The organism is Massilia norwichensis (assembly GCF_024753245.1).
GTDB lineage: Bacteria > Pseudomonadota > Gammaproteobacteria > Burkholderiales > Burkholderiaceae_D > Telluria > Telluria norwichensis.
In genome coordinates, this window is sequence record NZ_JANUGX010000040.1 from 26,529 (window position 1) to 52,154 (window position 25,626).

Consider the following 25,626-nt stretch of genomic DNA (forward strand, 5'->3'; position numbering starts at 1 on the left):
CGAACTCACGTAACGACATTAAAACTATATCTGAAGGAACGAACATGGCTGATGGCAAAATCGTTCAGTGTATCGGCGCAGTGGTTGACGTGGAATTCCCGCGCAACGCCATGCCGAAGGTGTACGACGCACTGAAAATGGAAGGCTCCGAACTGACCCTGGAAGTGCAGCAGCAGCTGGGTGACGGCATCGTCCGTACCATCGCGCTGGGCAGCTCGGAAGGCCTGCGTCGCGGCATGACCATTCAAAACACCAACGCCCCGATCATGGTGCCGGTTGGCCAGGCTACCCTGGGCCGCATCATGGACGTGCTGGGCAACCCGATCGACGAGCGCGGCCCGGTCAACGCCGAGCGCACCGCATCGATCCACCGCGCTGCGCCGGTGTACGACGAACTGTCGCCGTCGCAAGACCTGCTGGAAACCGGCATCAAGGTGATCGACCTGGTGTGCCCGTTCGCCAAGGGCGGTAAAGTCGGCCTGTTCGGCGGCGCCGGCGTCGGCAAGACCGTCAACATGATGGAACTGATCAACAACATCGCCAAGGCACACTCGGGTCTGTCCGTGTTCGCCGGCGTGGGTGAGCGTACCCGTGAAGGTAACGACTTCTACCACGAAATGGCCGATGCCAAGGTCGTCGATCTGGACAACCTGGGCAACTCGAAGGTCGCGATGGTCTACGGCCAGATGAACGAACCGCCGGGCAACCGTCTGCGCGTCGCGCTGACCGGCCTGACCATGGCGGAAGCCTTCCGTGACGAAGGCAAGGACGTTCTGTTCTTCGTCGACAACATCTACCGCTACACCCTGGCCGGTACCGAAGTGTCGGCACTGCTGGGCCGTATGCCGTCCGCGGTGGGCTACCAGCCGACCCTGGCCGAAGAAATGGGCCGCCTGCAAGAGCGCATCACCTCGACCAAGACCGGTTCGATCACCTCGATCCAGGCCGTGTACGTCCCTGCGGACGACTTGACCGACCCGTCGCCGGCAACCACCTTCGCCCACCTGGACTCGACCGTCGTTCTGTCGCGTGACATCGCTTCGCTGGGTATCTACCCGGCAGTCGATCCGCTGGACTCGACCTCGCGCCAGCTGGACCCGCTGGTCGTCGGTGAAGAGCACTACGCCACCGCGCGCGCCGTGCAGGGCACCCTGCAGCGCTACAAGGAACTGCGTGACATCATCGCGATTCTGGGCATGGACGAACTGGCACCGGAAGACAAGCTGGTCGTCGCTCGTGCACGTAAGATGCAGCGTTTCCTGTCGCAGCCGTTCCACGTCGCTGAAGTGTTCACCGGCGCACCGGGCAAGTACGTTTCGCTGAAAGACACGATCAAGGGCTTCAAGATGATCGCGTCGGGCGAACTGGACCACCTGCCGGAGCAGGCGTTCTACATGGTCGGCACCATCGAAGAAGCGATCGAGAAGGCCAAGAAGCTGGCTGCCTGATTAGCCACTTCAGAGGACACTTATGGCAAACACACTTCACGTAGACGTCGTTTCGGCCGAAGAGCAGATCTTCTCGGGCGAAGCCGAGTTCGTCGCGTTGCCGGGTGAATCGGGTGAGCTGGGTATCTACCCGATGCACACCCCCTTGATCACGCGTATCCGTCCGGGCGCCGTGCGCATCAAAGTGCCGGGCCAGACCGAAGACGAATTCGTCTTCGTCGCCGGCGGCATCCTGGAAGTCCAGCCGAAAGGCGTGACCGTCCTGGCCGACACCGCGATCCGCGGCGCCGATCTGGACGAGGCGAAAGCCCAGGAAGCCAAGCGCAAGGCGGAAGAGCTGATGCTGAACAAGGACTCGCAGATCGACTACGCCAAGGCGCAAGCCGAACTGGCGGCGGCGATCGCCCAGCTGGCGGCCATCGCCAAGCTGCGTCACAAGGGCCGCTGATTTCAGCGTTCATCTTGTGATGAAAAAGAAGGCAGCCTGCGGGCTGCCTTTTTTATTATCTGCCGTTCTGGAAATACGGCCTCTCGTCCTCATCTAGCGTGGATTACAACGAATGGCTTGAAAGGACGGACCATGAAACAAGAAACCGCAATCCTCGCAGGCGGCTGCTTCTGGGGCATGCAGGACCTGATCCGCAAGATGCCGGGCGTGCTGTCGACCCGGGTCGGCTATTCCGGCGGCGATGTGCCGAACGCCACCTACCGCAACCACGGCACGCACGCCGAGGCGATCGAGATCGTGTTCGACCCGGAGCGAATCAGCTACCGGCGCCTGCTCGAGTTCTTCTTCCAGATCCACGACCCCAGCACCGCCAACCGCCAGGGCAACGATATCGGCGCCAGCTACCGCTCCGCGATCTTTTATACGGACGAGGCACAGAAAGAAGTCGCATTGGCCACGATCCAGGACGTCGACGCCTCCGGCCTCTGGCCCGGCAAGGTCGTGACCGAAGTGAAACCCGCCGGCCCGTTCTGGGAAGCGGAACCGGAGCACCAGGATTACCTGGTCAAGCATCCGAACGGCTATACCTGTCACTTCATCCGCAAGGATTGGCGCCTGCCTCAGCGCAACGAAAGCGCCGCCTGAATCCTGGCGCTCCGGCACCGCTCATCCTCTTGATGCGACCGCTCATCGGCGCCATGTCCCGGTCGTCGTAAACGCATTGCCGGGGATACCGACAGCTTCTATCTTGTCTCGACCACAACAACCGAGAGAGAAGGAGCCGTCATGTTCAAGCCGTCCCCCGTCTGCGCCGCCATCGCCGTCCTGCTGGCCGCGCCCCTGGTCCATGCCGCGCCCGAACTTGCCGAGGATGTGGCGGCGCGCATCGACCAGGTGCTGTCCGCGACTTATAAAGCCGATGCGCCGGGCGCCACCGTCATCGTGGTCAAGGACGGCAAGACCCTGCTGCGCAAGGCTTACGGCCTGGCCGACGTCGAGCGCAAGCTGCCCCTGGCGGCGGACACGCCGATGCGTCTCGGCTCGATCACCAAGCAGTTCACCTCGACCGCGATCCTGATGCTGGTCGACGAAGGCAGGATCCGCCTGGACGACGACATCACGGTCTACCTGCCGGACTATCCGACCCAGGGTAAAAAAATCACGATCGAGCACCTGCTGACCCATACCTCGGGCATCGTCAGCTATACCGGCAAGCCGGGCTATGCGCTCGCCATGCAGAAGGACCTGACGGTGCAGCAGATGGTCGACAGCTTCAAGAACGATCCGCTGGATTTCGCACCGGGCTCGCGCTACAAGTACAACAACTCCGGCTATTTCCTGCTGGGCGCCATCATCGAGAAGGTGTCCGGCAAAACCTACGACAAGTTCGTCGAGGAGCGCATCTTCGTGCCGCTGGGGATGACGCGCAGCGCCTACGAGGGGCACGAGCGCGATAAAACGCCGCGCGCCCAGGGATATACCCGTGCGCCCGAGGGCTTCCAGCCGTCCAAGCCGATCAGCATGACGCAGCCGTATGCGGCCGGTTCGCTGGTGTCGACCGTCGACGACCTGGCGCGCTGGGACGCCGCCGTCAGCAGCGGCAAGCTGTTGCAAGCCGGGAGCTGGCAGCGCGCCTTCACGCCCTATACGCTGAGCACGGGCAGCAGCACCGGTTACGGCTACGGCTGGGAGACCGGCACGCTGCGCGGCGCGCAGATGATCGGCCACGGCGGCGGCATCCCCGGTTTCAACAGCTTCGCGCTGCGCCTGCCGGCCGAGAAGCTGTATGTGGCGGTCCTGAGCAACGTCGATTCCGGCATGGCGCCGGCCAGCGAGGCAGCGTATAAAGCGGCCGCGATCGCGATTGGCAAGCCCTTCCCGGACTACCAGGCGCGCAAGCTCGATCCGAAACTGCTGGATGCCTATGCCGGCGTGTACCGCGCCGAGGGGAGCGACACCCGCACCGTGCGCCGCGACGGCGAGCGCCTGGTGCTGCAGCGCGCCGGCCGGCCGCCGGTCACGCTGCAGGCTTATTCCGAGACCAGCTTCTTCGTCCCGGATTCGCTGCAATCCTTCGAGTTCAGCCGCGATGCCCAGGGCAGGGTGAGCCAGCTGGTGGTGCACAACCCGACCGCCGACCAGGTCAACCCGCGCATCGGCGACGCCCCGCCGCAACGCGTGGCGGTCAGGATCGACCATGCCAGATTCGATGCCTACGCCGGCCGCTACCAGCTGACGCCGGGCTTCGTGATCGAGCTTAGCCGCGACGGTGACCGCTATTGGACCCAGGCCAGCGGCCAGGGCAAGGTCGAGGTGTTCGCACTGAACGAAAAAACCTTCTTTTCGAACGCAGTGGATGCGGAGCTGCGCTTCGACGATGCCAAGCCCGGGCAACTGGTGCTGGCCCAGGGCGGTCGCGAGCTCAAGGGCGCGAAGCTGCCGTGATGGCGGACGCGGACGGTGCAGCTTGCGCCTGCGCCTGCGCCAGCCGCAAGGCCACCTTGTGCCGGAAATAACCTTCCTGTACGTAGCGGTACAGGTTGGCGCCGGGGCACACGGTCTGGTTCGAAAAATCGCGGTGGCTGGCGATATGGTCCAGCGTCACGCCATATTTATCCGCCAGCATCGCCATCAGCCGCACCACGGCATCCAGCTGCTGCTGGTTCGGCTCGACTTCCTCGAAGTTCCCGACCACTTCGATCAGCGCGTGTCCGAGCGGGTCGTACTCCGTATTGGTATCGCCGGCGTACTCGATCTTGCGGCCTTCGTAGATATGGCCGTCGAGGTCGATGATGTAGTGGTAGGGGATGTCCAGCCAGTGCTTGGTATTGCGCGACCAGGTCTGCAGGTTGCGCAGGTATTGGCGCGGATCGGTGCCCGCCTTATACGGTTCGCCCTGGTGGTGCAGGGTGATGTGGGTGATCGTCTGGCGGCGGGCCCGGGCGGCGTCGGCCGGCGTGCCGCCCCAGGCGCCGACCGGAACGATCTCCTGTTCGACTTGGGCGAGGGTCTGGGCCGAAGCCGGGAAGGCACTGAATAACAGCAGGGAGAAGGCGAGAGCAGGGCGAAGAGTCATGTGTGGTGTCATGCGCCGGAGCGCCGTATAAAACTGATAAGCTAGACGTGACCATAACATAGCGAGCCCAGCATGCGAACCATCGAACAAATCCTTCACTCCGCCAAGACCGTGGCCGTGGTCGGCATGTCGAACAAACCCGAGCGTGCCAGCTACGAGGTGGCGGAATACCTGCAGTCGCAAGGCTACGAGATCCTGCCGGTGAACCCGGCCTATGCCGGCCAGGAAATCCTCGGCCGCAGCGTCTACGCGAGCCTGCAGGAAGCCGCCGACGCGCTGGCCAGGGATGGCCGCCGCATCGACGTGGTCGACGTGTTCCGCAAGGCCGAGGACGTGCCGCCGGTGGCCAAGGATGCGATCGACGTGCGCGCCGGCGCGCTGTGGATGCAGCTCGGGATCGAGAACCAGGCCGCGGCCGACCTGGCGCGCGCCGCCGGCCTGGACGTCGTCATGAACCATTGCATGCTGGTCGAGCACCGCAGGCTCGGCGCACAGGCATGAATGCCCTCGAGCGCTTCCGGGCGCCGAAGAACCCCAAATTGCGCGACGAGGATGCGGGCCTCACGCCGCTGCGCGAAAAGAACGGCGAGGGCGGCACCAAGCAGCGCGAGCGAGCACTCACTGCCGAGCTGATCGGCCAGGTGGCGCATTTCCAGGAAATGCTGTTCGCCAGCCGCAAGCAGAAACTGCTGCTGATCCTGCAGGGCATGGACACCTCCGGCAAGGATGGCACCACGCGCGTGCTGTTCTCGCAGATCAGTCCGATGGGTATCCGGGCCACCGGCTTTGCCGCCCCGAGCGAGCGCGAACGGGCCCACGATTACCTGTGGCGGGTGCACGCGCACGTACCGGGCAATGGCATGATCGCCGTGTTCAACCGCAGCCATTACGAAGACGTGCTGGTGCCGCGCGTGCTGGGCGATATCGACGGCAAGGAGACCAAGCGCCGCCACGCCCAGATCCGCGACTTCGAGCGCATGTTATCCGAGACCGGCACCACGATCATGAAGGTGTTTTTGCACATCTCGAAGGACGAGCAGAAGAAGCGCCTGCAGGAGCGCCTGGACGACCCCGAAAAGCACTGGAAGTTCGACCCCACCGATTTGACCGTGCGCGCACAATGGGATGCCTACCAGCGCGCCTACGAGGATGCGATCGCCGTCACCAACGCCGATCACGCGCCCTGGTATATCGTGCCCGCCGATTCCAAGACCCACCGCAACCTGATCGTCGCCAACCTGGTGCTGGAGACCATGCGGGGCATGAAGCTGTCGTGGCCGGCACCGAAGGCCGACCTCGACAAGCTCAAGGTGGAATAGAATGGGATTTTATTAACCCCTAATCTGCCCACTGCCGCCATGTCCAAGACCTCCGTCCTGCTGCTTTCCCTCGGCGCCGCTGTCGTTTCCACCCTGGCCGCCAGTGTGCCGGCCCAGGCCCAGAGCGCATCGAGCACCGCCGCATCGGCTACCTCGGCGGCCTCCTGCCCGGCCGTGCTGAAGCACACCTTCAAGCGCCTGCAGGACGAGGCGCCGCAGGACCTGTGCCAGTACAGCGGCAAGGTGGTGCTGGTGGTGAACACGGCCAGCTACTGCGGCTACACCCCGCAGTACGAGGGCCTGGAAGCGCTGTACGCGAAATATGCCGCGCGCGGCCTGGTGGTGCTGGGCTTCCCCTCGAACGATTTCAAGCAGGAGTCCGAGGACGCCAAGAAGATCGCCGACCTCTGCTACAACACCTATGGCGTGAAATTCCCGATGTTCGCCACCACCCCGGTCACGGGCGCGGCGGCGAATCCGCTGTACGTCGACCTGATCAAGGCCACCGGCAACCAGCCCAAGTGGAATTTCAACAAATACCTGATCGACCGTCACGGCAAGGTGCTCGACTACTTCCCGAGCAAGGTTACGCCGCAGGATCCGGCGCTGGTCGCCAAGATCGAGCAGGCGCTGGGCGGCTGAGCAGCTGCCTCCGGAACCGGGCGCAATACCCCGGTTCTGATCATGGTTATTTGATGCACATCAACGACTCTGTTGCGGTGCGTCAAATACACTTTTCTTCGCCAAACAACAACACGAAGAAAGGTTTCACCATGAAAAAGTCGATCCTGAGCATGATGATTGCCGTCCTGAGCTTTACCGCGACGGCGGCGATGGCGCAGGAGTCGCCCTGGCTGGTCCGGGCGCGTGCCGTGCACATCGATCCGGCCGACAAGTCCGATCCGGTCGGCGGCAGCGGCGCCAGCGACCGCCTGCACGTCAGCGACAAATGGATTCCCGAAGTCGACATCTCCTACTTCTTCACGCCGCACTGGGCTGCGGAACTGATCCTGACCTATCCGCAGAAGCACACCGTGACCCTGGACGGCGCCAGCATCGGCAGCTTCAAGCACCTGCCGCCGACGCTCACCGCGCAGTACCACTTCCTGCCCGGCACCGCCATCGACCCGTATGTGGGCGCGGGCCTGAACTACACGCTGCTGTCCAAGGTGGAACTGCTGAACGGCGCCGCACGGCTCGAGCATGACAGTGTCGGCCTGGCGTTGCAGGCCGGCGTCGACTTCAGGATCGACAGCCGCTGGTCGGTCAACCTGGACATCAAGAAGGTGCAGATCCGCAGCGACGTCGAGATCGCCGGCGCGCGCGCCAGCCGCGTGAAGGTCGACCCGGTCCTGCTGGGCCTGGGCGTCGGCTACCGCTTCTAAGCCGCATCGAAAAGTTACCGCTTTCTCCAAGCGTACCGGTTCTGGCCGGTTTTACGCCGGCCTCGCGCCGGCTTTTTTGCGCTTGTCTTATGTGCGGCGGATCGTCGCGCGCAAGGGGCCGCGCAGCGCATTGCAGACCACGATCTCCTGGGCGCGCTCCAGGGTTTCGCGCGAGATCGGGCATTCGATCGCGTTCCACGCCGGGTCTTCCAGCAAGAGCGCGCGCATCACGCCGGGCAGCACGCCCGAGGACAGCGGCGGCGTGTACCAGCGGCCGCCGACGCGCACGAACACGCTGCTGCGGCCGCCCTCGGCCAGGTCGCCGCATTCGTTAAAGAACAGGGTGTCGAAGGCGCCCACGCTTTCCGCCTGCTTCCAGGCGGCGTCGTAGCGGCTGCGGATACTGGTTTTATGGCGCGCGAACAGGGCGCTGGAGTCCACCGGTTGTTCCGACAGCAGCACCTCGACCGGCCCGTCCAGCGGCGCCAGCGGCGCGGTGTGCACGACGATGTCGCCGTCCGGCTGTAGCGCCAGGCGCAGGCGGTGCGGCGTTGCCGCCGGCAGCACCGCGCAGGCGGCGATCGCGCCTGCGCGCGCCAGTTCTTCGGTGAACGGATAGCCGAAGTAGGCGGCGGACGCTTGCAGGCGCGCCAGATGGCGCTCGAGGTGGCGGCAGCCATCCTCGCGGGTCGCGTGGATCGTCTCGAAGATCTCGAAATCGTTCGGCATCCCGGTCAGGAAGCTGGCCTTCAGCTGGCACTCGGCATACTCGGCGGCAGGATCGCTGTCGTACACGATGCCGGCACCGACCCCGAGTTCGCCGTGGCGCACACCGTTGTGCGGCGGCTGCAGCACCAGGGTGCGGATCGGCACCGATAAACAAAAGTCGCCGAACCCGCTGCCCTCCCTGGCCATGGACGCGGGCGGATCGATCCAGCCCAGCGCCCCGGTATAGATGCCGCGCGGTGCCGGTTCCAGTTCGTGGATGATTTCCATCGTGCGGCGCTTGGGCGCGCCGGTGATCGAGCCGCAGGGGTACAAGGCGCCGAAGATGTCGTCCAGGCTGCTGCCGTCCGCCAGCTGGGCCTGCACGGTGGAGGTCATCTGCAGCACGCTGCTGTAGCGGCGCACCTCGAACAGGGCCGGCACGCCGACGCTGCCGGTGCGCGCGATCCGTCCGAGGTCGTTGCGCAGCAGGTCGACGATCATCAGGTTTTCGGCGCGGTTCTTCGGATCGGCTGCCAGCGCCGTGCTGCGCACCGCATCCTGCTTTTCGTCGCCGCTGGCCGGCGCCGTGCCCTTCATCGGGCGCGCCAGCAGCCGGCCGGCATCGTGACGCACGAACAGCTCCGGCGACAGCGACAGCACCGTGCGGCCGTCCGGCAGCTGAATCAGCGCGCCATAGGGCACCGGCTGGCGCGCGCGCAGGCGCGCGTACAGCGCGGCGGCATCGCCGAAGGCGTCGAAGCGGAGCCGGTAGGTGTAATTGACCTGATAGGTGTCGCCGGCCGCGATGTAGTCGCGGATGCGCCCGATGGCGCGCGTAAAAGCGGCTTCGTCGACATTGCTGCGCACGTCGGCGACGCCGGCCGGACCGCTGGCGGCAGCACGCTGCGCCAGCCAGGCCGCCACCTCCTCGCCGGAGAGCGAATCGTAGCCGCGAAACAGCAGCACCTGGGCCAGCGGCGTGTCGTTGACCCTTGGCGGCACGATGCCGAGCAGCTGCTCGCCCAGTTCGTAGCCCAGCACCGGCACCGCGTACAGGCCGGCCGCCAGCGCTTCCTGCAGCCGCGCCAGCAGCGCCGGCCATTCCGCGACCGTGTGGCAGGCCAGCATGCCGGCGTAGTCGCGGTACAGGCGCGAGCGCGCCGACGGATTCGCGTCGGGACTGGCGTCGTCGAGCAGGGCGAAGATGGCGCTGTCGTTCATGGCGGGTGTTTGCAGGCTCAGGCGGCCAGCAGCAGCGACAACTGCAGGCCGCTGCTGTCGGCCGGGTGCTGGCGGAAGCCGCTCTTGGCGAACCGGTGCCAGCGTCCGGTCACGTAGGACACCAGCAGGCTGGCGCGCGCGGCCACGTCTTCCTCGCGGCCATGGCCCTGGGTGACGGCCACCCGCAGCGCGCCCTTGAACGCCAGTTCGACCTTGTCGTAGAACTGGTTCATGCGCAGCTGCAGGCGCTCGTCCTCGCCGACCAGAGCATCGCCGATCAGGACCCGGGTCATGCCGGGGTTATTGGCGGCGAAGGACAGCAGCATCTGCAGCATCGCATGGGCCTGGGCCACGCCGTCTTCCTCGCGCTCGACAATCTGGTTGCACAGGCCGAACACGCTCGATTCGATGAAGTCGATCAGGCCCTCGAACATCTGGGCCTTGCTGGCGAAATGGCGGTACAGCGCCGCTTCCGAGACCGACAGTTTGGCGGCCAGCGCCGCGGTGGTGATCTTCTCGCCCTTCGGGTGTTCCAGCATCGCCGCCAGGGCTTGCAGGATCTGCAGTTTTCGTTGGCCCGGCTTGGTGCTTGCCATGTTGTCGCGGTGCTCCGTGTTCAGGTCGATGGGTCGAGTCGGTTTCAGCTCGCGGCGCGCAGCCGGCGCAGGTGCGAGGGCAGCTGAAGCACGGATTTTACTTTGACATCGACGTAGGCGGGTCGTTTTAGCATCTTCGGCAGAGGGGCTTTGCCGCTCGGATCGCTGTAGCGCAGGTATTGCGTGACCCAGGCCGTGCGCAGCTTCAGCCGCTTGGCGTGCTTCAGGTTGACCAGGGTGTCCTCGACCAGCACGCAGCGGCGCGGGTTCAGGCGGTGCTTGCGCAGCAGGCGCCGCAGCATCAGCGTCGAGGGCTTCGGGCGCAGCTGGCGGTGCACGTGCATGTCCTCGATCGCGATGTGGTGGGAGAAATGGCGCTGCAGGCCGATGTGGCGCATGACTTCCTTCGAATACGCGGTCGGCGCATTCGTCAGCAGGATCTTGCGGCCGGGCAGGCGTTTCAACAGGCGAGAGAGGCCGCGCTCCCAACGCACCATCTCGTGCAGGGCGTGCAGGTCGTGGGTCTCGCGCAGGAAATCGGCGGCATCGACCTGGTGGTGGCGGATCATGCCGAGCAGGGTGGCGCCGTAGCGTTTCCAGTAGCCGAGCCGGGCCGCGTTCACCGCCTCGATGCTGGCCGGGGTGACGCCGTCGCCGAGCACGCGCGCGATGTAGACGTTCATGTTGGCGCTAATGGCCGGGAAGATCGCGTGGGAAGCGTCGTGCAGGGTGTTGTCGAGGTCGAACAGCCAGACAGGAGAAGAGGGTGTAGGCACGGCAGGCTTTGCGTTGGTCAGGAAGGCAGCCTTGCATTATATCGACCCCCGCGTCTGCGCATGCGCAGAGGGTCGCTGCCGGGCAGTTTGATAATCGAATATCATGCGCCATCCCTTCCTTGCCTTCCTCTGCAGCCTGTTCTGGCTGGCCGTGCCGGCAGCCTCCACCGCCTTCGCCACCGAGCGCGGCGCCCTGTTCAAGGTCAGCCTGGATGGCCACGAGATGCATCTGTTCGGCACGCTGCACGTAGGCCTGCCCGAGTTCTATCCGCTCGAGCCGCGCCTGGCCGAAGCCCTCGGTCAGGCCTCCACGCTGGCGCTCGAGATCGATCCCCTGCAGCCGCAGCGCGAACTGCAGCGCGCCGTACGCGAGCATGGCATGCTGGAACCCGGCAGTGCCGGCTACGAGGGCATGGCGGCGCAGCAGCGGTCCCTGCTGGACAGCCTGATCGCGCAGGGCGGGATCGATGCCGGCCGCGCGCTGCGCTTCAAGCCGGTGCTGCTGGCCACCCTGCTGACGATGGCCGAGTACACCAGGCAGGGTTTTAAAAGCGAGCTGTCGAGCGAAGCCTGGCTGGCCAGGCAGGCGCGTGCGCAGGGCGCGCGCGTGCTCGAACTCGAATCGCTGGACCGGCAACTGTCCCTGCTCGACCGCCTGGCAGAGCCGGACCGCTGGCGCTTTCTCGACGAGATGATGGGCACCATCGCTTCCGGTGCCCAGCGCAGGGAAGCGCGCGCCATGGTGCAGGCCTGGGGCAGTGCCGACCGCGAGGCCCTCGACGCGATCGCCGCGCGTTGCGAGCTGGACGCCAGCGTGTCCGGCAGTTTCGTGACCAGGGTGTTGCTGAAGGAGAGGAATGCGGACCTGGCCGGCAGCCTGCTGGATCTGTTGCGCCGGGAACCGCGGACCTTTGCCGCGGTCGGCGTGCTGCATCTGCTGGGCAGCGGCAGTGTGCCGGCGCTGTTGCAGGAGAAGGGCGTGCAGGTCGAACGAATTTATTGAGCGATGAAACTGAAAGCTGAAAAGAAAAAAGGCCCGAACAAGTCGGACCTTTTTTCCTTGATTCTGGCGGAGCGGACGGGGCTCGCCCACATCCTGCGGGCCGCGGAATCGCTTGCAAGCGATTCCCTTCAAGCCCGAAACCGGGTCTCCCGCAGGGGAGACCCTCTTGTACCTAAAAATAAAAAAGGCCCGATAAATCGGACCTTTTTTATTTAATTCTGGCGGAGCGGACGGGGCTCGAACCCGCGACCCCCGGCGTGACAGGCCGGTATTCTAACCAACTGAACTACCGCTCCAGATGGTGCCCTTGACGTGGATTGAACACGTGGCCTCTCCCTTACCAAGGGAGTGCTCTACCACTGAGCTACAAGGGCATCAAACTTCCGTTTTGCAGCGAATTGAACCGCTGCAAAATTTCAGTGAGACCGGATCATAGTGCCAAAGGCCTGTTCGGTCAAGACTTCCAGCAATAAAGAGTGCTCAATGCGGCCGTCGATGATGTGCACCGTATTGACACCCGACTTGGCGGCGTCCAGCGCCGACGAGATTTTCGGCAGCATGCCGCCGGAAATCGTGCCGTCCGCGAACATCTCGTCGATCTCGCGCGCCGACAGGTCGGTCACCAGATTGCCCTGCTTGTCCTGCACGCCGGCGATGTTGGTCATCATGATCAGCTTCTCAGCTTTCAGGATTTCCGCGATCTTGCCGGCGACAACGTCGGCGTTGATGTTGTAGGCCTGGCCGTCCTGGCCGAAGCCGATCGGCGAGATGATCGGGATGAAGGCGTCGTCCTGCAGGGCTTTCACCACCGCCGGATTGATCGCTTCGATTTCGCCGACAAAGCCGATGTCGAGGAATTCGCCCGGCTTGTCCTTGTCCGGCATCGCCATCTTGCGTGCACGGATCAGGCCGCCGTCCTTGCCGGTCAGGCCGACTGCCTGGCCGCCGTAGTGGTTGATCAGCATGACGATGTCCTGCTGGACTTCGCCGCCCAGCACCCACTCGACCACTTCCATGGTCTCTTCGTCGGTGATGCGCATGCCTTGCACGAAGGTGCCTTGCTTGCCGATCTTTTTCAGGGCGTTGTCGATCTGGGGACCGCCGCCGTGCACGACCACCGGGTTCATGCCGACCAGCTTGAGCAGGATGACGTCGCGCGCGAAGCCGTGCTTCAGGCGTTCGTCGGTCATCGCGTTGCCGCCGTATTTGATGACGATGGTTTTTCCGTGGAAATTACGGATATAGGGAAGTGCTTCGGCCAGGATCTGCGCCTTGATCTGCGGCGAGACCGCAGTCAGGTCGTTATTCTGGTCGTCGCCCGTCAGCGGAGTCAGTGTAGCGGTCATTGGGGGTCCAAAAAGAATTTGCGAGATTTTACAGGCAATGGCCCGTCGCAGTGCGCATTATAAAGGCAGCCCGTTGTAATTTCCGGTCCGCCCGGCTAAGGTGGGGCCATGAGCACTTGTACCCGTTGCGGCGCCAGCTTCGGCTGCGCCATGATCGATGGCAGCGATGCCCCCTGCTGGTGTACCACCTTGCCGCCGGTGGTGCCGGTACCGATCCCGGCGCCACCTGGTGCGCAGCAGCCTGCGCCCGGCTGCTGGTGCCCGGCCTGCCTGCGCCAGCATATCGCGCTTCAGGCTGAAGCGTCGTCCGTCACGCCGAGCGCCTAGCGCTGCGTCCGGAAGAAACGCATCATTTCGCGGCTCGCGTTCGGCCCTTTGCCGTCGGTGTAGGTGCCGCGCGCATCGCCGCCCGACCAGGCGTGGCCGAAGCCGTGCACCAGCCAGTGTTCCGCGTGAATGGTCCCGTCCGGCTGGCGGTGCACGGTGCGCGTCCAGGCGTGGCCGCCGGGCACCTGGCCCGGTTCGACCGCGACCTGCTCGCCCGGGTGGCGGCGCCGGCGCCGGATCAGTTCTTCGCCATTGGCCGGGTGCACGGTGGTGTCCTGGTCGCCGTGGAACACGATGATCGGCAGTTCGCGCACCTTGTGGCCCTTGGGGCGGCGGAAGTCGCCCTTCATCGCCGCCATCGCCGTCGGCAGATCGTGGGCGGCGGCAAAGGGCAGGCCGGAGTGCACGCCCACCGCCGCGTACAGGTCTGGGTAGAGCGTGCCGAGGATGGCCGACATCGCGCCGCCGGCCGACAGGCCCGCCACGTACACCTGTTGCGGATCGATCACATAGCGCGCCATGATGTCGCGCGTCATGCCGGCGATGATGGCCGGTTCGCCCTGGTCGCGCTTCTGGTCGACCGCGTTGAACCAGTTCCAGCAGCGGTGCGCGTTGGCCTGCTGCGACTGGGCCGGATACAGGACCAGGCAAGCGTTCTCCTCGGCCAGCGCATTCATGCCGGTGCCGAGCGCGAAGTCGTCCGGGTTCTGGGTGCAGCCGTGCAGCATCACCAGCAGCGGCGAGGGCTGGCCGCTGTAGCTGCTCGGAACGTACAGTTTATAGCTGCGGGTACCGGCGTCGTTGGTGTAGGCGCCGTCGATGAAATGGCCGGGCATGCCGATCGCCGCGGCGCCGGTCGACAGCGGCGGTACATTGAAGGGATTGACCGACTGCCCGATCCGGCTGAGGTCGGCCAGCATGTCGGAGACCGGATCGAAGTTCGCCTGGTTCGAGGCTGTTTTTTGTTGCGCAGCCGGATGCATGCTCGAGGCGGTCTTGATCGATTCCCGCATGACCGTGCGCGCGACCGAGGGGCCGCGGCGCATCAGGGAACGGGTAGCGGCGCGCATTTGCGCCAGCAATTTATTACTCAGGGACATCAGCACTCCTTTGCGTAGACCATGCTTCAGTCTTGGCTTGCCAGCTTGCGTCAACCTGACAATGCAACACAAGCGCGATTCGTCCGGATGCGTTAATCTGCGCGGCATGCGTCCAGAATTTCAGCCCGGCATCTGCTTCGAGTGGCATTACACGGTACCCGAGCGTGCCACCGTGCCGCAGCTCTACCACGATACGCCTTTTTGTCTCGACATGCCGGATGTGCTCGCTACCGGCTACATGGTCGGGATGATGGAGCTTGCCTGCGTGCATGGGATGATGCCCTATATGGACTGGCCGAACGAACAGAGCCTGGGCACCATGGTCAGCTTTCAACACATCGCGCCGACGCCGCCCGGCATGAGCTTGCACGTGAAAGGCGAGGTCATCGAAGTCGACGGCCGCCGTGTGCGCTTCAAGGTCGAGGTCTGGGACGACGTCGAGCGCATCTGCGAGGGCATCCACGAGCGCTACGTGATTGATCCCGCGCGTTTCAACGCCAAACTGGCAGCCAAGATAGCGAAAGCGGCACCATGAATCCGGAACAGCAAACCCCCGTCCCATCGCCCTGCATCAATATCTGCCGGATGGTCCCCGCGACCGGCTTGTGCGAAGGCTGCATGCGCACCATCGACGAGATCGTCGCCTGGGGCCGCGCCGACGACGACTACAAACGCGCCGTGTGGGCCGAGATCCGGCGCCGCGAAGCGCAGCTGTTCGAGTGAACCCATGATGCCGCTGCCGCCGGGGATGCAGGTGTTCGAGCGCGGCTGGCTGTCCGCCAACAACATCCTGTTCACCGGCAGCGGCACCACCACGCTGGTCGATACCGGCTACGTGACGCACGCGCCGCAGACGCTGGCGCTGGTCCGACACGCGCTCGGCGAGCGGCCGCTGGAGCGCATCGTCAACACCCACCTGCATTCCGATCACTGCGGCGGCAACGCGGCCCTGCAGCAGGCGTTCGGGTGCCGCATCGCGATTCCCGCCTTCGAAGCCGATAAAGTCCGGACCTGGGACGAGGACGCGCTGAGTTATCGCGCCACCGGCCAGCAGTGCGCGCGTTTCCGCTTCGACGACAGCATCGCGCCCGGCGACATGCTCACGATGGGCGACCTGGCCTGGCAGGCTTTGAGCGCGCCCGGCCACGATCCGCACGCGCTGCTGTTCTGGTGCGAGACAGAGGGCATCCTGATCGCCGGCGACGCCCTGTGGCAGAACGGTTTTGGGGTAGTCTTTCCCGAACTGGCCGGCGAGCCCGGTTTCGACGAGGTGCGCGCCACGCTGGACCTGATCGCCTCCTTGCGGCCGCGTCTGGTGATTCCCGGCCATGGCGCGCCTTTCATTGACGTCGAGGCGTCCCTGCAGCGCGCGACTTCGCGGCTCGCCTACCTGTCCGCCGACCCGGCCCGCAACGCCGAGAACGCCGTGAAAGTATTACTGAAATTCCTGCTGCTCGAGCGCCGCGCGATCCCGCTGGCCGAGGTGGCGATTCTGTTCGAGACCGTGCCGCTGCTGGTGCTGGCGCGCGAGCGCTTCCTGCCCGGTTCTGCCGCCGAACTGGCGCAGTGGGCGGTGCGGGCGCTGGAGAAAGCCGGCGCGGCGCGCGTGCAGGACGGGATGCTGGTCGATGCCTGAGCCGCAGGATTAGAACCAAAAATCTAGCACGACCGTGCTTTTTTGCCCCTATAATCGGCAAGCTGGTCCGATCAACCTATACGCGAGAGACTCCATGGCGCTGCCCACCGTCCTGCAAAACCTGTCCTTACCCGTCATCGCATCGCCGATGTTCATTGCCAGCGGCCCCGCGCTGGTCGCCGCGCAGTGCAAGGCCGGCATCGTCGGCTCTTTCCCTGCCCTGAACGCGCGGCCGGCCGAGCAGCTGGACGTCTGGCTGACCGATCTGCAGCAGGAACTGGCGGATTACCAGGCCGCGCATCCGGACAAGAAGGTCGGCCCGATCGCCGTCAACCAGATCGTGCACCAGTCGAACGACCGCCTGGCGCATGACGTCGAGGTCTGCGTGAAGCACCAGGTGCCGATCATCATCTCCTCGCTGCGCGCGCCGCCGCAGGCGATGCTGGACGCGGTGCACGCCTATGGCGGCATCGTGCTGCACGACGTGGTCTCGATCCGCCACGCCGAAAAGGCGCTGGAAGCCGGCGTCGACGGCCTGATCCTGGTCGCGGCCGGCGCCGGCGGCCATGCGGGTGCCCTGTCGCCGTTCGCGCTGGTGGGCGAGGTCCGCAAATTCTTCGACGGCCCGATTGCGCTGTCCGGCTCGATCGCCACCGGCGATGCGATCCTGGCCGCGCAGGCGATGGGCGCCGACTTCGCCTACATCGGCTCGCGTTGGCTGGCGACGAAGGAATCGAACGTCAGCGATGCCTACCGCGATGCGATCGTGGAGTCGGCAGCGTCGGACATCGTGTACACCAACCTGTTCACCGGCGTGCACGGCAACTACCTCAAGAAATCGATCTTGGCGGCCGGGCTGGATCCGGACAACCTGCCGGTGTCGGACAAGAGCAAGATGAGTTTCGGGTCGGGCAGCGCCAAGGCCTGGCGCGACATCTGGGGCGCGGGGCAGGGCGTGGGACTGATGGACGATGTGCCGACCGTGGCGGAGATGGTGGCGCGCCTGGCGCAGCAGTACCAGGCGGCCAAAGAGCGGCTGAATCTGGCCCGCTAATGTAGGAAACGTCATCCCCGCGCAGGCGGGGATCCATGCTGAGCATCGGGAGTCGTCACATCCAGCAGTCAGCTGGGTATCCGAAGCTGCGACTTCGGTGCTTCAGTATGGGTTCCCGCCTTCGCGGGAACGACGAAATCGAGTGCGGGAATGACGAAATCGCGTGTGGATACGACGGGGTTCAGGCAGCAGGCGGCGCCTCATCCACCTGCTTGTCGTCGTCCCTGATCACCCACAGCCCCGGCAGGTTGCGCCAGTAACCGTGCGCATCCATCCCGAAGCCGACCACGAACTTGTTCGGGATGGTCAAACCGACGATATCGGCCTGCACCGGCTTGCGCTTGCCGAGTTCCTTGTCTGCGAACACCGCCAGGATCACCTCGGCCGCGCCCATGTCGAGCAGGCGCTGCTTCACATGGGCCAGGGTCTCGCCTTCGTCGAGGATGTCGTCGACCACGATGATGGTGCGGCCGGCAACGTTCTGGCGCGGGATCACCTTCCACACGACTTCGCCGCCGCGGTCCTGGTCGCCGTAGCGCGTGACGTGGATGTAGTCGAATTCGAGCGGGAAGCTCAATTGCGGCAGCAGGTGGCCGGTGAAGACCACCGCGCCGCCCATCACGCCCAGCACCAGCGGGAATTCGCCGGTGGCGTCGCTGTCGAAGCGGCTGTTCAACACCTCGGCGACGTTGCGCACCGCGGCTTGCACGGTGTCGGCGCTGACGAGTTCTTCGGCGCGGGCCAGCAGCGCACGCGCGCGGGTGTAGTGGAAATCCTGTTCTTGCATGATTTATTGTGAGAAAAAGAACCCAGGCCCGATTATCCGTCAGATTCCGCGCGACCGCGTTCCTCTTGGCTCAGCGACGGTTCCGTCAGATTGCCCCATCAATGTTCCAGCGCAAGGGGGTGTCTGCGCCACATCCGGACAGAGGCGCGTATGATAAGCGGCTTGGAGAAACCACAACACGTCAGCACGCCCGATATGCCAGCAAACATGCCAGCCACTGCGCCAGCCACCGAGACCACCAGCCTGCGCGCCGAGCGCCTTGCCCAACTGCGCGCCGCAATGGCGAGACAAGGGGTCGACGCCTTCATCGTCCCGTCCGCCGATCCGCATCTGTCCGAGTACCTGCCCGGACGCTGGAAGGGCCGCGAATGGCTGTCGGGCTTCACGGGCTCGGTCGGCACCTTCATCGCCACCGCCGACTTTGCCGGGGTCTGGACCGACGGCCGCTACTACACCCAGGCCGAGCAGGAACTGGCGGGCACCGAGATCCGCCTGATGAAGATCCCGTCGGGCGCCAGCCTGCTGCACATCGACTGGCTGGCCGACACCATGCAGCCGGGCCAGACCGTCGCCGTCGATGCGCGCGTGCTGGGCCTGGCCGTGGCGCGTTTGCTGGAAGACGCCCTCAAGGCGCGCGGCATCCGGCTGCGTACCGACCTCGACCTCCTCGACGACATCTGGCACGACCGTCCCGGCCTGCCGCCGGATGCGGTGTACGAGCACGCGGCACCGTTCGCGACGATCACGCGTGCCGACAAGCTGCACGCCACCCGCAACGCGATGGCCAAGCTGGGCGCCGAGCGCCATTTCATCTCGACCCTGGACGACATCGCCTACCTGTTCAACCTGCGCGGCGCCGACGTCAGCTACAACCCGGTGTTCGTGGCCCACGCGCTGGTCGAATCCTCGCGCGCCACCATTTTCGTGGCCGAAGGCAAAGTATCGGCCGAACTGCGCGAGCGCCTGGAACAGGACGGCGTGAAGGTCGCCCCTTACGAGCAGGCGGCCCAGGCGCTGCAGGCGCTGCCGCCCGACAGCAGCCTGCTGATCGATCCGCGCCGCGTCACCGCCGGCATGCGCAATGCCGTGCCGGCCGGCGTGCGCGTGGTCGAAGCGATCAACCCGACCACCTTCGCCAAGTCGCGCAAGCTGCCGGCCGAGCTGGACCACGTGCGCGACGCCATGGAACAGGACGGCGCCGCGCTGTGCGAATTCTTCGCCTGGCTCGAGCCCTTGCTCGCCTTCCCGCAGCGCGAGCCGCTGACCGAAGTCACGATCGACGAAGAGATCACCGCCGCCCGTGCCCGCCGTCCGCATTTCGTCAGCCCCAGCTTCGGTACCATCGCCGGCTTCAATGCCAACGGCGCGATCATGCACTACCGCGCCACACCGGAAAACCACGCCCTGATCGAAGGCGACGGCCTGCTGCTGATCGACTCCGGCGGCCAGTACCTGGGCGGCACCACCGACATCACCCGCGTGGTCCCGGTCGGCGAGCCCACGGCCGCGCAAAAGCGCGACTTCACGCTGGTACTGAAAGGGATGATCAATCTGTCGGTGGCGCGCTTCCCGCGCGGTACCAAAGGGCCGATGCTGGACGCGCTGGCGCGTGCCCCGATCTGGGCCGCCGGCATCGACTATGGCCACGGCACCGGCCACGGCGTCGGCTACTTCATGAACGTGCACGAAGGCCCGCAGGTGATCTCGCCGACCGCCATGCCGGAGCCGCACACGGCGATCGAGCCGGGCATGATCACCTCCAACGAGCCGGGCATCTACCGTCCGGGCCACTGGGGCATCCGCATCGAGAACCTGGTGCTGGCGCAGGTGGTCGAGACCACGGAATTCGGCGAATTCCTCGGCTTCGAGACGCTGACCCTGTGCCCGATCGATACCCGCTGCATCGACCTGAGCCTGATGCGCGGCGACGAGGTGGCCTGGCTGAACGACTACCACCGCAGCGTGCGCGCGCGCCTGCTGCCGCTGGTCGACGGCGCCGCCCGCGACTGGCTCGAACTGCGTACCCGGGAGATCTGAATGGCCACCGGCATCCGTTCCACCCGTGCCAGCGCCGCCGTCGACCGGCTCAAGCGCCGCACCGGCATCACCACCTATTCAATGGCGCGCACCGGCGCCGGCCACTTCTTCCTGTCCGAGAAGGCCGGCGCGCCGCCGCTGTGTCCACCGATGGAGCTGGATGATTTCGTGAAGTTCGTCGACGGCCTCGGGCCGCAACCGGAAAAGCGCATCACCAAGAACGATGCCGCTTTCGAAAAACAACTGGTGCGGAAGAAGCAGCCTTGAATCCGGCGACACCGCACAGCGGCATCCTGACTGTTCCAGACCTGCTTCACCTCTACTGGTCGCAAGCCGAGCTGCAGACGAACGCCCTGGTGCTGCTGCACCTGATCGGCGCGCTGCTGCTCGGGCTGATGGTCGGCTACGAGCGCTCCTACCACGGGCGCGCGGCCGGCATGCGCACCTATGGCCTGGTCTGCATGGCATCCTGTGCGTTGACCATCATCGCCGGCTACCCGAACTCCTGGTACGGCGGTCATGGTGCGGCGGTGGCGCTGGTCGATCCGACCCGCGTGATCCAGGGCGTGGTGACCGGCATCGGCTTCCTCGGCGCCGGCGTCATCATGCGCTCGGGTTTCAACATCAGCGGTCTCACCACGGCGGCCTCGATCTGGGCCTCGTCGGTGATCGGCATCATGGTCGGCGTCGGCTTCTACATGGCGGCGATGGGCCTGGCCTTCTTCTCGGCGATGATCATGATCTACCTGAACCGCGCCGTCAGCCTGCTGCCTTCGCGCCAGGCGGTGGCGGTGACGCTGCGTTTCAAACCCGGCGTGCGGCCGCAGGAAGAAATACTGCGCAAGCAGGCACTCGAGCGTGGCTACGAGATCGCCGGCGGCTCGCTCACCATCGGCAGCGACAAAGGCTGCCAGGAATGGCGCTTCGTGGCGCTGGCGCTGGCGAATCACGCGGGTGCGCCGCTGTCCTCGCTGGCGACCGAGCTCTCGAATTTCGAAGGCGTGGATGGCTTCCTGCTCTCGCACGCCCGCAACTGAGAGGAACAACAGCATGCACCCCCAGGAAGTACGCGACTTCTGGTTCGGCGCGCCCGGCAGCGAATCCGCCGGCCAGCCGCACCGCGAATGGTTCGTCAAGAACGACGCCTTCGACGAGCAGATCCGGCAGCGCTTCGGCGCCACGATCGCGATCGCCATCGCCGGCGGCTTGCGCGAATGGGACGCCGAGGGAGCGCAGGGAACGCTCGCGCGCATCCTCGTGCTCGACCAGTTCACCCGCAACGCCTGGCGCAACACGCCGCAGTCGTTTGCCGGCGACGCACTGGCCTTGACGGCCGCGCGCCAGCTGGTCGACAGCGGCGCCCACGCCGCGCTGCCGCCGCTGCAGCGCGCCTTCGTCTACATGCCCTTCGAGCACGCCGAAGACGCCTTCATGCAGGAGCGCGCCGTCGAGCTGTTCACGGTGCTGGCCGCCGAGCACCCCGGCTTCGACGAGATGCTGGACTATGCGCACCGCCACCGCGGCGTGATCGCGCGCTTCGGCCGCTTCCCGCACCGTAACGAGATTCTCGGCCGCGCCTCGACCCAGGAAGAGATCGAATTCCTGCGCCAGCCCGGCTCGCGCTTCTGATGGCGCCGGTCCTGAACATCGTCGGCGCCGGCCACGTCGGCCGTGCGCTGGGCCGCCTGTTTCACGCGCACGGCGTGTTCGCCGTGCAGGATGTGCTGACCCGTTCCGAAGCCAGCGCGCAGGCGGCGGCGGCCTTCATCGGCGCCGGCCGCGCGCTCGCCGACATGGCGGCCATGCGTCCGGCGGCGGTGTGGATGCTGGCCGTCTCCGACGACCGCATCGGCGAGCTGGCGCATCAGCTGGCGGCAAGCTGCACGCTGCGGGATGCGGTGGTGTTCCACTGCAGCGGCGCCAAGGCGTCCGCCGAACTGGCGCCGATGCGCGCCGCCGGCGCCTCCGTTGCCAGCGTCCACCCGGTGCGCAGCTTCGCCGATCCGCAACAGGTGGCCGCAGCGTTTGCCGGCACCTTCTGCGGCGTCGAAGGCGATGCCGGCGCGCTGGCGCTGTTGAACCCGGCCTTCGAGGCGATCGGCGCGCGCATGGTCGCCATCGACGCCGCCGCCAAGACGGTCTACCACGCCGCCTCCGTGTTCGCCTCGAACTACCTGACCACGGTGCTCGACGCCGCCCTGCGCGCCTATCAGGCCGCCGGGATTCCGTTCGATGTCGCGCGCGAACTGGCGCGGCCCCTGGCCAACGAGACCCTGGCGAACGTGTTCCGGCTGGGGCCGGAGGCGGCCCTGTCCGGCCCGATCGCGCGCGGCGACACCGCCACCGTGGCACGCCAGCAGGCCGCCGTCACCGACTGGAACCCGGCCACCGGCGCCCTGTACGAAGCCCTGGCCACCGCTACCTGGGACCTGGCACGGCGCAAACATGGAGAGCAATAAGACATGATGATCTGGAGTGCGTGGACGACGCTGGCCGTCCTTGGTGTGTATTTCTGGACCGGCGTGATGGCCGGCTGGGCGCGGGTCAAATACAAGGTGCCGGCGCCCGCCATGGACGGGCCGCTGCCCTTCCAGAGCGCGCAACGGGTGCAGGCGAATACCCTGGAGCAGCTGCCGCTGGTGCTGGCACCGCTGTGGCTGTGCGCCTATTACCTCGGCGATGCCTGGGCCGCGGGCGGCGGGCTGCTGTGGTGCCTGGGACGCATCCTGTACGCGCTGGGCTATTATCGCGACCCGGCCAAACGCGAAGCCGGTTTTATCATCGGCATGCTGGCTTGCGGCGCCCTGGTGGCGGGCAGCGCCATCGGTCTGCTGTTCCGTTAAGTGTTGCAATAGAGCAAATCTTCAGCGCGCTGTCGTCGACAAAGTTCCCGTAGTGCAATAAGCTGGGAAGTCCAGACTACGGAGGATCGCATGCTGTTTTTGAAGAGTACCAGCACTACCAAGGCGCCCGGGATTTACGAAGTCGACATTGCTGCCAAACCGCCGGGCAAGACCTTCGGCGTGTTCCTGGCCACCGACCCGGACCATCCTCCGCACGCCATGCTGGCTGCCCTGCAGGAACTCGGCTTCCACAACACCTACCAGCAGAACTATGTCCACAAGGACAAAGGCAAGGTGCTGGATCTGCATTTCCAGAAAGACGGCACCGATATTTTCAAAGGCTGGAAGACCGAGGAGTGCGCCAGCAACCTGGCGGCACTCGATACGCTGTTTGGTAACTTTGGCGTGATCGTCACACCCCGCGTGATGAGCCTGGCCGAAGCCTACGCTTGAGCCTTGACCTCGATGTGATACAGCGCCCACGGGCAGGCCGCGAAGCGCTGCGCCAGCGGCTGCGCGGCCGCCTCCGGCACCCGGTCGGCATCGTAGACGGCCCATAGCGGCCCCAATCCTCCCAAAGGCATCGGTTTGCCGTCCACATGCGTGGCAAGGATAAAGCGCCGCGCACGGGCCTGCGCCAGCGGCAGCTCGACGTTGTAGCCATCCACCGCACGCAGCACCAGCACCGTTTTGTTATCGAGCCTGGCGCCGGCGCGCGTCAGCACATCCACCAGCAGCGGGCCGCGCAGCGTGTGCGGCTTGCCGTCGTATTCGAGGGTTGGGTTGATGGTCCGGGCCGGCAGCGCGCGCAACGCGGCGTCGTCGAACACGTAGGCCTTGCGGAAGCTGACCCCGTGTTTGTGCATCATCTGGTCGAGTACCGGATCGAAGGGGCCGCGGTTGGTACCGGCGATGTTCCCGGTGACGCTCAAGAGGGCAGGGCCGTCCGGCAGTGCCGGCAGCGAGGCTGCCCGGCCGGCAAGCGGCAAGGCGCCGGCCGCGGCCGCCGCGCCCAGGAACTGGCGTTTGTTCATGCGAAAATATCCTGTCGATGGCATCCCGCCATCATACCTTCACGTGTTGTTCGAATGGATCTGTTTTCCGACGAGGCCCAGCTGCAGGCGATCCCGATCGAGGATGGCGAACTGGCGCTGCTGCACCGGCTGCCTCTACCGCTGAGCAATGCCGAGGTGTTCGAACGCCTGCTGCAAGAAACCGCCTGGCGCCACGACAGTGTGGTCGTGTACGGCAAGCGCCACCTGCAGCCGCGCCTGACAGCCTGGTATGGCGAGGCCAGCTACACCTATTCGGGACTGCGCCTCGAACCGCTGCCGATGACGCCGCTGCTGGCGCAACTGCGCGGCGCCGTCGAAGCGGCGACCGGCCACCGCTACAATAGCGTGCTGCTGAACCATTACCGCAACGGTCAGGACAGCATGGGCATGCACAGCGACGACGAACCGGAACTCGGCCCGCACCCTGTCATCGCCTCGCTCAGCTACGGCGCCACCCGCACCTTCATCCTGCGTCACAAACGCAGCAAACGCACCGTCAAACTCGATCTGGCGGACGGCAACCTGCTGCTGATGACAGGTTCCCTGCAGGAAAACTGGCTGCACGGGATCAACAAGACTGCAAAACCAATTGGTTCGCGTCTCAACCTCACTTTCCGTTACATCGGCTAAGTCCTACACATTGGTCGCGAATATCGGTCATTTTATTACTGAATAATGGGTCATTTAAGTTACGTCTGCTTACAGTTCTTACGAAATGCGCACTGACTTGAGCATTTGGCACTGTTATCTTGAACTTATCGCGATTCACTTTGAATTGCGAATCAGTCAAATCAAAGTAAAGGATGCCGAATATGAAAAAGCTCATCGTTGCACTGATCGCAGGCGCCGCCGCCATGTCCGCTGCTCAAGCCCAGAATTTCTCGAACGACCAGCCGCACGCCTACGTCGGCGTGGGTGCATCGACCGCCAAGAACATCCAGTCGGATGACTACAAGCTGGGCGGCAAGGTCTACGGTGGTTATGAATTCAACCGTACCTGGGCTGCAGAAGCCGGTTACAGCGACCTGGGCGACCACGGCGCCACCAAGAGCAATGGCTACTACGTTGCTGCCAAGGCCACCATGCCGATCAACGAGCAGTTCTCGGCTTACGGCAAGCTCGGCGTCGAGCACAGCGAGCGCAAGTTCAACAGCGCCCTGCTGAACGTGAAAGACACCGACACCGGTGCCTACGGTGCCCTGGGCGTGCAGTACAAGCTGAACCAGCAAGTCGCCCTGACCGCCGAGTACGAGCGTTATGGCAAGGAGAAAGACATCGGCGCCAAGTCGAACGTCTGGACCGTGGGCGCGCACTACAACTTCTAAGACGTCAAGGTCGCAGACCTTACGCGTGGGCACTGCGGTGCCCATCCAAACAAAAGGGCCTTCGTGGCCCTTTTTGTTGTGCGCCCAGCATGGGCGCAATCTTGGAGGTGTAAGTCCTCCCGTAAGCTGACCACAA

31 protein-coding genes and 2 tRNA genes are annotated in these 25,626 nt (G+C 65.2%); 23 read left to right on the top strand and 10 right to left on the bottom strand.

Going from position 1 to position 25,626, the window contains the following annotated elements; genetic code table 11:
• Positions 1 to 44 precede the first annotated feature (44 nt).
• From atpD to NX782_RS24230, 4 genes are all read left to right on the top strand, one after another.
• Positions 45 to 1,448 (top strand): F0F1 ATP synthase subunit beta, encoded by a 1,404-nt coding sequence (gene atpD, locus NX782_RS24215; RefSeq protein WP_258848061.1) that lies wholly within the window; start codon positions 45 to 47, stop codon positions 1,446 to 1,448.
• A 22-nt stretch (positions 1,449 to 1,470) separates the two neighbouring features.
• Complete coding sequence (locus tag NX782_RS24220) at positions 1,471 to 1,896, top strand: F0F1 ATP synthase subunit epsilon (protein ID WP_258848062.1); 426 nt, start codon at positions 1,471 to 1,473, stop codon at positions 1,894 to 1,896.
• A gap of 132 nt (positions 1,897 to 2,028) precedes the next feature.
• Positions 2,029 to 2,541, top strand: coding sequence for a peptide-methionine (S)-S-oxide reductase MsrA (msrA, locus tag NX782_RS24225; protein ID WP_258848063.1), 513 nt, complete (start codon positions 2,029 to 2,031; stop codon positions 2,539 to 2,541).
• Positions 2,542 to 2,682: 141 nt separating this feature from the next.
• Positions 2,683 to 4,341, top strand: a complete 1,659-nt coding sequence (locus NX782_RS24230; RefSeq protein ID WP_258848064.1) for a serine hydrolase — start codon at positions 2,683 to 2,685, stop codon at positions 4,339 to 4,341.
• Here NX782_RS24230 and NX782_RS24235 read toward each other — a convergent pair.
• Positions 4,319 to 4,972, bottom strand: coding sequence for a peptidoglycan recognition protein family protein (locus tag NX782_RS24235; RefSeq protein WP_258848065.1), 654 nt, complete (start codon positions 4,970 to 4,972; stop codon positions 4,319 to 4,321). The genes NX782_RS24230 and NX782_RS24235 overlap by 23 nt on opposite strands.
• Before the next feature lie 72 nt (positions 4,973 to 5,044).
• Between NX782_RS24235 and NX782_RS24240 the strand changes: the two genes are divergently transcribed.
• From NX782_RS24240 to NX782_RS24255, 4 genes are all read left to right on the top strand, one after another.
• The gene (locus tag NX782_RS24240) at positions 5,045 to 5,473 is read left to right on the top strand and encodes a CoA-binding protein (protein ID WP_258848066.1); all 429 of its coding nucleotides are present in this window, start codon (positions 5,045 to 5,047) and stop codon (positions 5,471 to 5,473) included.
• Positions 5,470 to 6,291 (top strand): PPK2 family polyphosphate kinase, encoded by an 822-nt coding sequence (locus tag NX782_RS24245; protein ID WP_258848067.1) that lies wholly within the window; start codon positions 5,470 to 5,472, stop codon positions 6,289 to 6,291. Before NX782_RS24240 ends, NX782_RS24245 begins: the two co-directional genes overlap by 4 nt.
• A 39-nt stretch (positions 6,292 to 6,330) precedes the next feature.
• On the top strand, positions 6,331 to 6,933 hold the full coding sequence (locus tag NX782_RS24250) for a glutathione peroxidase (protein ID WP_258848068.1): 603 nt from the start codon (positions 6,331 to 6,333) through the stop codon (positions 6,931 to 6,933).
• Positions 6,934 to 7,064: 131 nt separating this feature from the next.
• On the top strand, positions 7,065 to 7,676 hold the full coding sequence (locus tag NX782_RS24255) for an OmpW/AlkL family protein (RefSeq protein WP_258848069.1): 612 nt from the start codon (positions 7,065 to 7,067) through the stop codon (positions 7,674 to 7,676).
• An 87-nt stretch (positions 7,677 to 7,763) separates the two neighbouring features.
• Here the strand turns inward: NX782_RS24255 and pabB are convergent, their stop codons facing one another.
• From pabB to NX782_RS24270, 3 genes are read right to left on the bottom strand one after another with little or no spacing between them, the layout of a single operon-like run.
• A complete protein-coding gene (gene pabB / locus NX782_RS24260) occupies positions 7,764 to 9,605 on the bottom strand; it encodes an aminodeoxychorismate synthase component I (protein ID WP_258848070.1) in 1,842 nt (613 codons plus the stop codon).
• Positions 9,606 to 9,622: 17 nt separating this feature from the next.
• Positions 9,623 to 10,201: a nucleoid occlusion factor SlmA gene (gene slmA, locus NX782_RS24265; protein ID WP_258848071.1), complete on the bottom strand. Its 579-nt coding sequence runs from the start codon at positions 10,199 to 10,201 to the stop codon at positions 9,623 to 9,625.
• Between the two features lie 44 nt (positions 10,202 to 10,245).
• Complete coding sequence (locus tag NX782_RS24270) at positions 10,246 to 10,977, bottom strand: HAD-IA family hydrolase (RefSeq protein WP_258848072.1); 732 nt, start codon at positions 10,975 to 10,977, stop codon at positions 10,246 to 10,248.
• A 103-nt stretch (positions 10,978 to 11,080) separates the two neighbouring features.
• On the opposite strand from NX782_RS24270, the gene NX782_RS24275 reads away from it, so the two are divergent.
• A complete protein-coding gene (locus tag NX782_RS24275) occupies positions 11,081 to 11,980 on the top strand; it encodes a TraB/GumN family protein (RefSeq protein WP_258848073.1) in 900 nt (299 codons plus the stop codon).
• 219 nt (positions 11,981 to 12,199) lie between these two features.
• Here the strand turns inward: NX782_RS24275 and NX782_RS24280 are convergent.
• The 3 genes from NX782_RS24280 to argB form a co-directional block, all read right to left on the bottom strand.
• Positions 12,200 to 12,276 (bottom strand) — tRNA-Asp (locus NX782_RS24280).
• 3 nt (positions 12,277 to 12,279) lie between these two features.
• Positions 12,280 to 12,354 (bottom strand) — tRNA-Thr (locus NX782_RS24285).
• Positions 12,355 to 12,396: 42 nt separating this feature from the next.
• Positions 12,397 to 13,326 carry an acetylglutamate kinase gene (argB, locus tag NX782_RS24290; RefSeq protein WP_258848074.1) on the bottom strand — a complete coding sequence of 310 codons (930 nt, stop codon included), beginning with the start codon at positions 13,324 to 13,326 and terminating at the stop codon, positions 12,397 to 12,399.
• 108 nt (positions 13,327 to 13,434) lie between these two features.
• Between argB and NX782_RS24295 the strand changes: the two genes are divergently transcribed.
• Positions 13,435 to 13,653, top strand: a complete 219-nt coding sequence (locus NX782_RS24295) for a cysteine-rich CWC family protein (RefSeq protein ID WP_258848075.1) — start codon at positions 13,435 to 13,437, stop codon at positions 13,651 to 13,653.
• Here NX782_RS24295 and NX782_RS24300 read toward each other — a convergent pair.
• A complete protein-coding gene (locus NX782_RS24300) occupies positions 13,650 to 14,753 on the bottom strand; it encodes an extracellular catalytic domain type 1 short-chain-length polyhydroxyalkanoate depolymerase (protein ID WP_258848076.1) in 1,104 nt (367 codons plus the stop codon). The two genes, NX782_RS24295 and NX782_RS24300, sit on opposite strands and share 4 nt — an antisense overlap.
• Positions 14,754 to 14,859: 106 nt before the next feature.
• Here NX782_RS24300 and NX782_RS24305 point away from each other — a divergent pair, with 106 nt between their 5' ends.
• From NX782_RS24305 to NX782_RS24320, 4 genes are all read left to right on the top strand, one after another.
• Positions 14,860 to 15,288, top strand: coding sequence for a thioesterase family protein (locus NX782_RS24305; protein ID WP_258848077.1), 429 nt, complete (start codon positions 14,860 to 14,862; stop codon positions 15,286 to 15,288).
• A gap of 83 nt (positions 15,289 to 15,371) precedes the next feature.
• Positions 15,372 to 15,476 (top strand): DUF1289 domain-containing protein, encoded by a 105-nt coding sequence (locus NX782_RS26445; RefSeq protein ID WP_308633108.1) that lies wholly within the window; start codon positions 15,372 to 15,374, stop codon positions 15,474 to 15,476.
• 4 nt (positions 15,477 to 15,480) lie between these two features.
• The gene (locus NX782_RS24315; RefSeq protein ID WP_258848079.1) at positions 15,481 to 16,389 is read left to right on the top strand and encodes an MBL fold metallo-hydrolase; all 909 of its coding nucleotides are present in this window, start codon (positions 15,481 to 15,483) and stop codon (positions 16,387 to 16,389) included.
• Between the two features lie 94 nt (positions 16,390 to 16,483).
• On the top strand, positions 16,484 to 17,443 hold the full coding sequence (locus NX782_RS24320; protein ID WP_258848080.1) for an NAD(P)H-dependent flavin oxidoreductase: 960 nt from the start codon (positions 16,484 to 16,486) through the stop codon (positions 17,441 to 17,443).
• 181 nt (positions 17,444 to 17,624) lie between these two features.
• Here the strand turns inward: NX782_RS24320 and NX782_RS24325 are convergent, their stop codons facing one another.
• The gene (locus NX782_RS24325; RefSeq protein ID WP_258848081.1) at positions 17,625 to 18,230 is read right to left on the bottom strand and encodes a hypoxanthine-guanine phosphoribosyltransferase; all 606 of its coding nucleotides are present in this window, start codon (positions 18,228 to 18,230) and stop codon (positions 17,625 to 17,627) included.
• Positions 18,231 to 18,425: 195 nt separating this feature from the next.
• Here NX782_RS24325 and NX782_RS24330 point away from each other — a divergent pair, with 195 nt between their 5' ends.
• From NX782_RS24330 to NX782_RS24360, 7 genes are all read left to right on the top strand, one after another.
• Positions 18,426 to 20,267 (top strand): aminopeptidase P family protein, encoded by a 1,842-nt coding sequence (locus NX782_RS24330; protein WP_370661835.1) that lies wholly within the window; start codon positions 18,426 to 18,428, stop codon positions 20,265 to 20,267.
• Entirely contained in the window at positions 20,268 to 20,534 is a 267-nt protein-coding gene (locus NX782_RS24335; protein WP_258848083.1) for a hypothetical protein, read from the top strand.
• Positions 20,531 to 21,304, top strand: a complete 774-nt coding sequence (locus tag NX782_RS24340; RefSeq protein WP_258848084.1) for an MgtC/SapB family protein — start codon at positions 20,531 to 20,533, stop codon at positions 21,302 to 21,304. Before NX782_RS24335 ends, NX782_RS24340 begins: the two co-directional genes overlap by 4 nt.
• Positions 21,305 to 21,317: 13 nt before the next feature.
• Positions 21,318 to 21,896, top strand: a complete 579-nt coding sequence (locus tag NX782_RS24345) for a DUF924 family protein (protein ID WP_258848085.1) — start codon at positions 21,318 to 21,320, stop codon at positions 21,894 to 21,896.
• Entirely contained in the window at positions 21,896 to 22,726 is an 831-nt protein-coding gene (locus NX782_RS24350) for a Rossmann-like and DUF2520 domain-containing protein (RefSeq protein WP_258848086.1), read from the top strand. The genes NX782_RS24345 and NX782_RS24350 overlap by 1 nt, the downstream gene beginning before the upstream one ends.
• 3 nt (positions 22,727 to 22,729) lie before the next feature.
• Positions 22,730 to 23,110, top strand: coding sequence for an MAPEG family protein (locus tag NX782_RS24355; RefSeq protein WP_258848087.1), 381 nt, complete (start codon positions 22,730 to 22,732; stop codon positions 23,108 to 23,110).
• A 90-nt stretch (positions 23,111 to 23,200) separates the two neighbouring features.
• The gene (locus NX782_RS24360) at positions 23,201 to 23,563 is read left to right on the top strand and encodes a hypothetical protein (protein ID WP_258848088.1); all 363 of its coding nucleotides are present in this window, start codon (positions 23,201 to 23,203) and stop codon (positions 23,561 to 23,563) included.
• On the opposite strand, the gene NX782_RS24365 is transcribed toward NX782_RS24360, so the two are convergent.
• Complete coding sequence (locus NX782_RS24365; protein WP_258848089.1) at positions 23,554 to 24,144, bottom strand: putative pterin-binding protein; 591 nt, start codon at positions 24,142 to 24,144, stop codon at positions 23,554 to 23,556. The genes NX782_RS24360 and NX782_RS24365 overlap by 10 nt on opposite strands.
• Positions 24,145 to 24,198: 54 nt before the next feature.
• Between NX782_RS24365 and NX782_RS24370 the strand changes: the two genes are divergently transcribed.
• Positions 24,199 to 24,795, top strand: coding sequence for an alpha-ketoglutarate-dependent dioxygenase AlkB family protein (locus NX782_RS24370; protein WP_258848090.1), 597 nt, complete (start codon positions 24,199 to 24,201; stop codon positions 24,793 to 24,795).
• 182 nt (positions 24,796 to 24,977) lie between these two features.
• Positions 24,978 to 25,490, top strand: coding sequence for a porin family protein (locus NX782_RS24375; protein WP_258848091.1), 513 nt, complete (start codon positions 24,978 to 24,980; stop codon positions 25,488 to 25,490).
• The last annotated feature ends 136 nt before the right edge of the window (positions 25,491 to 25,626 follow it).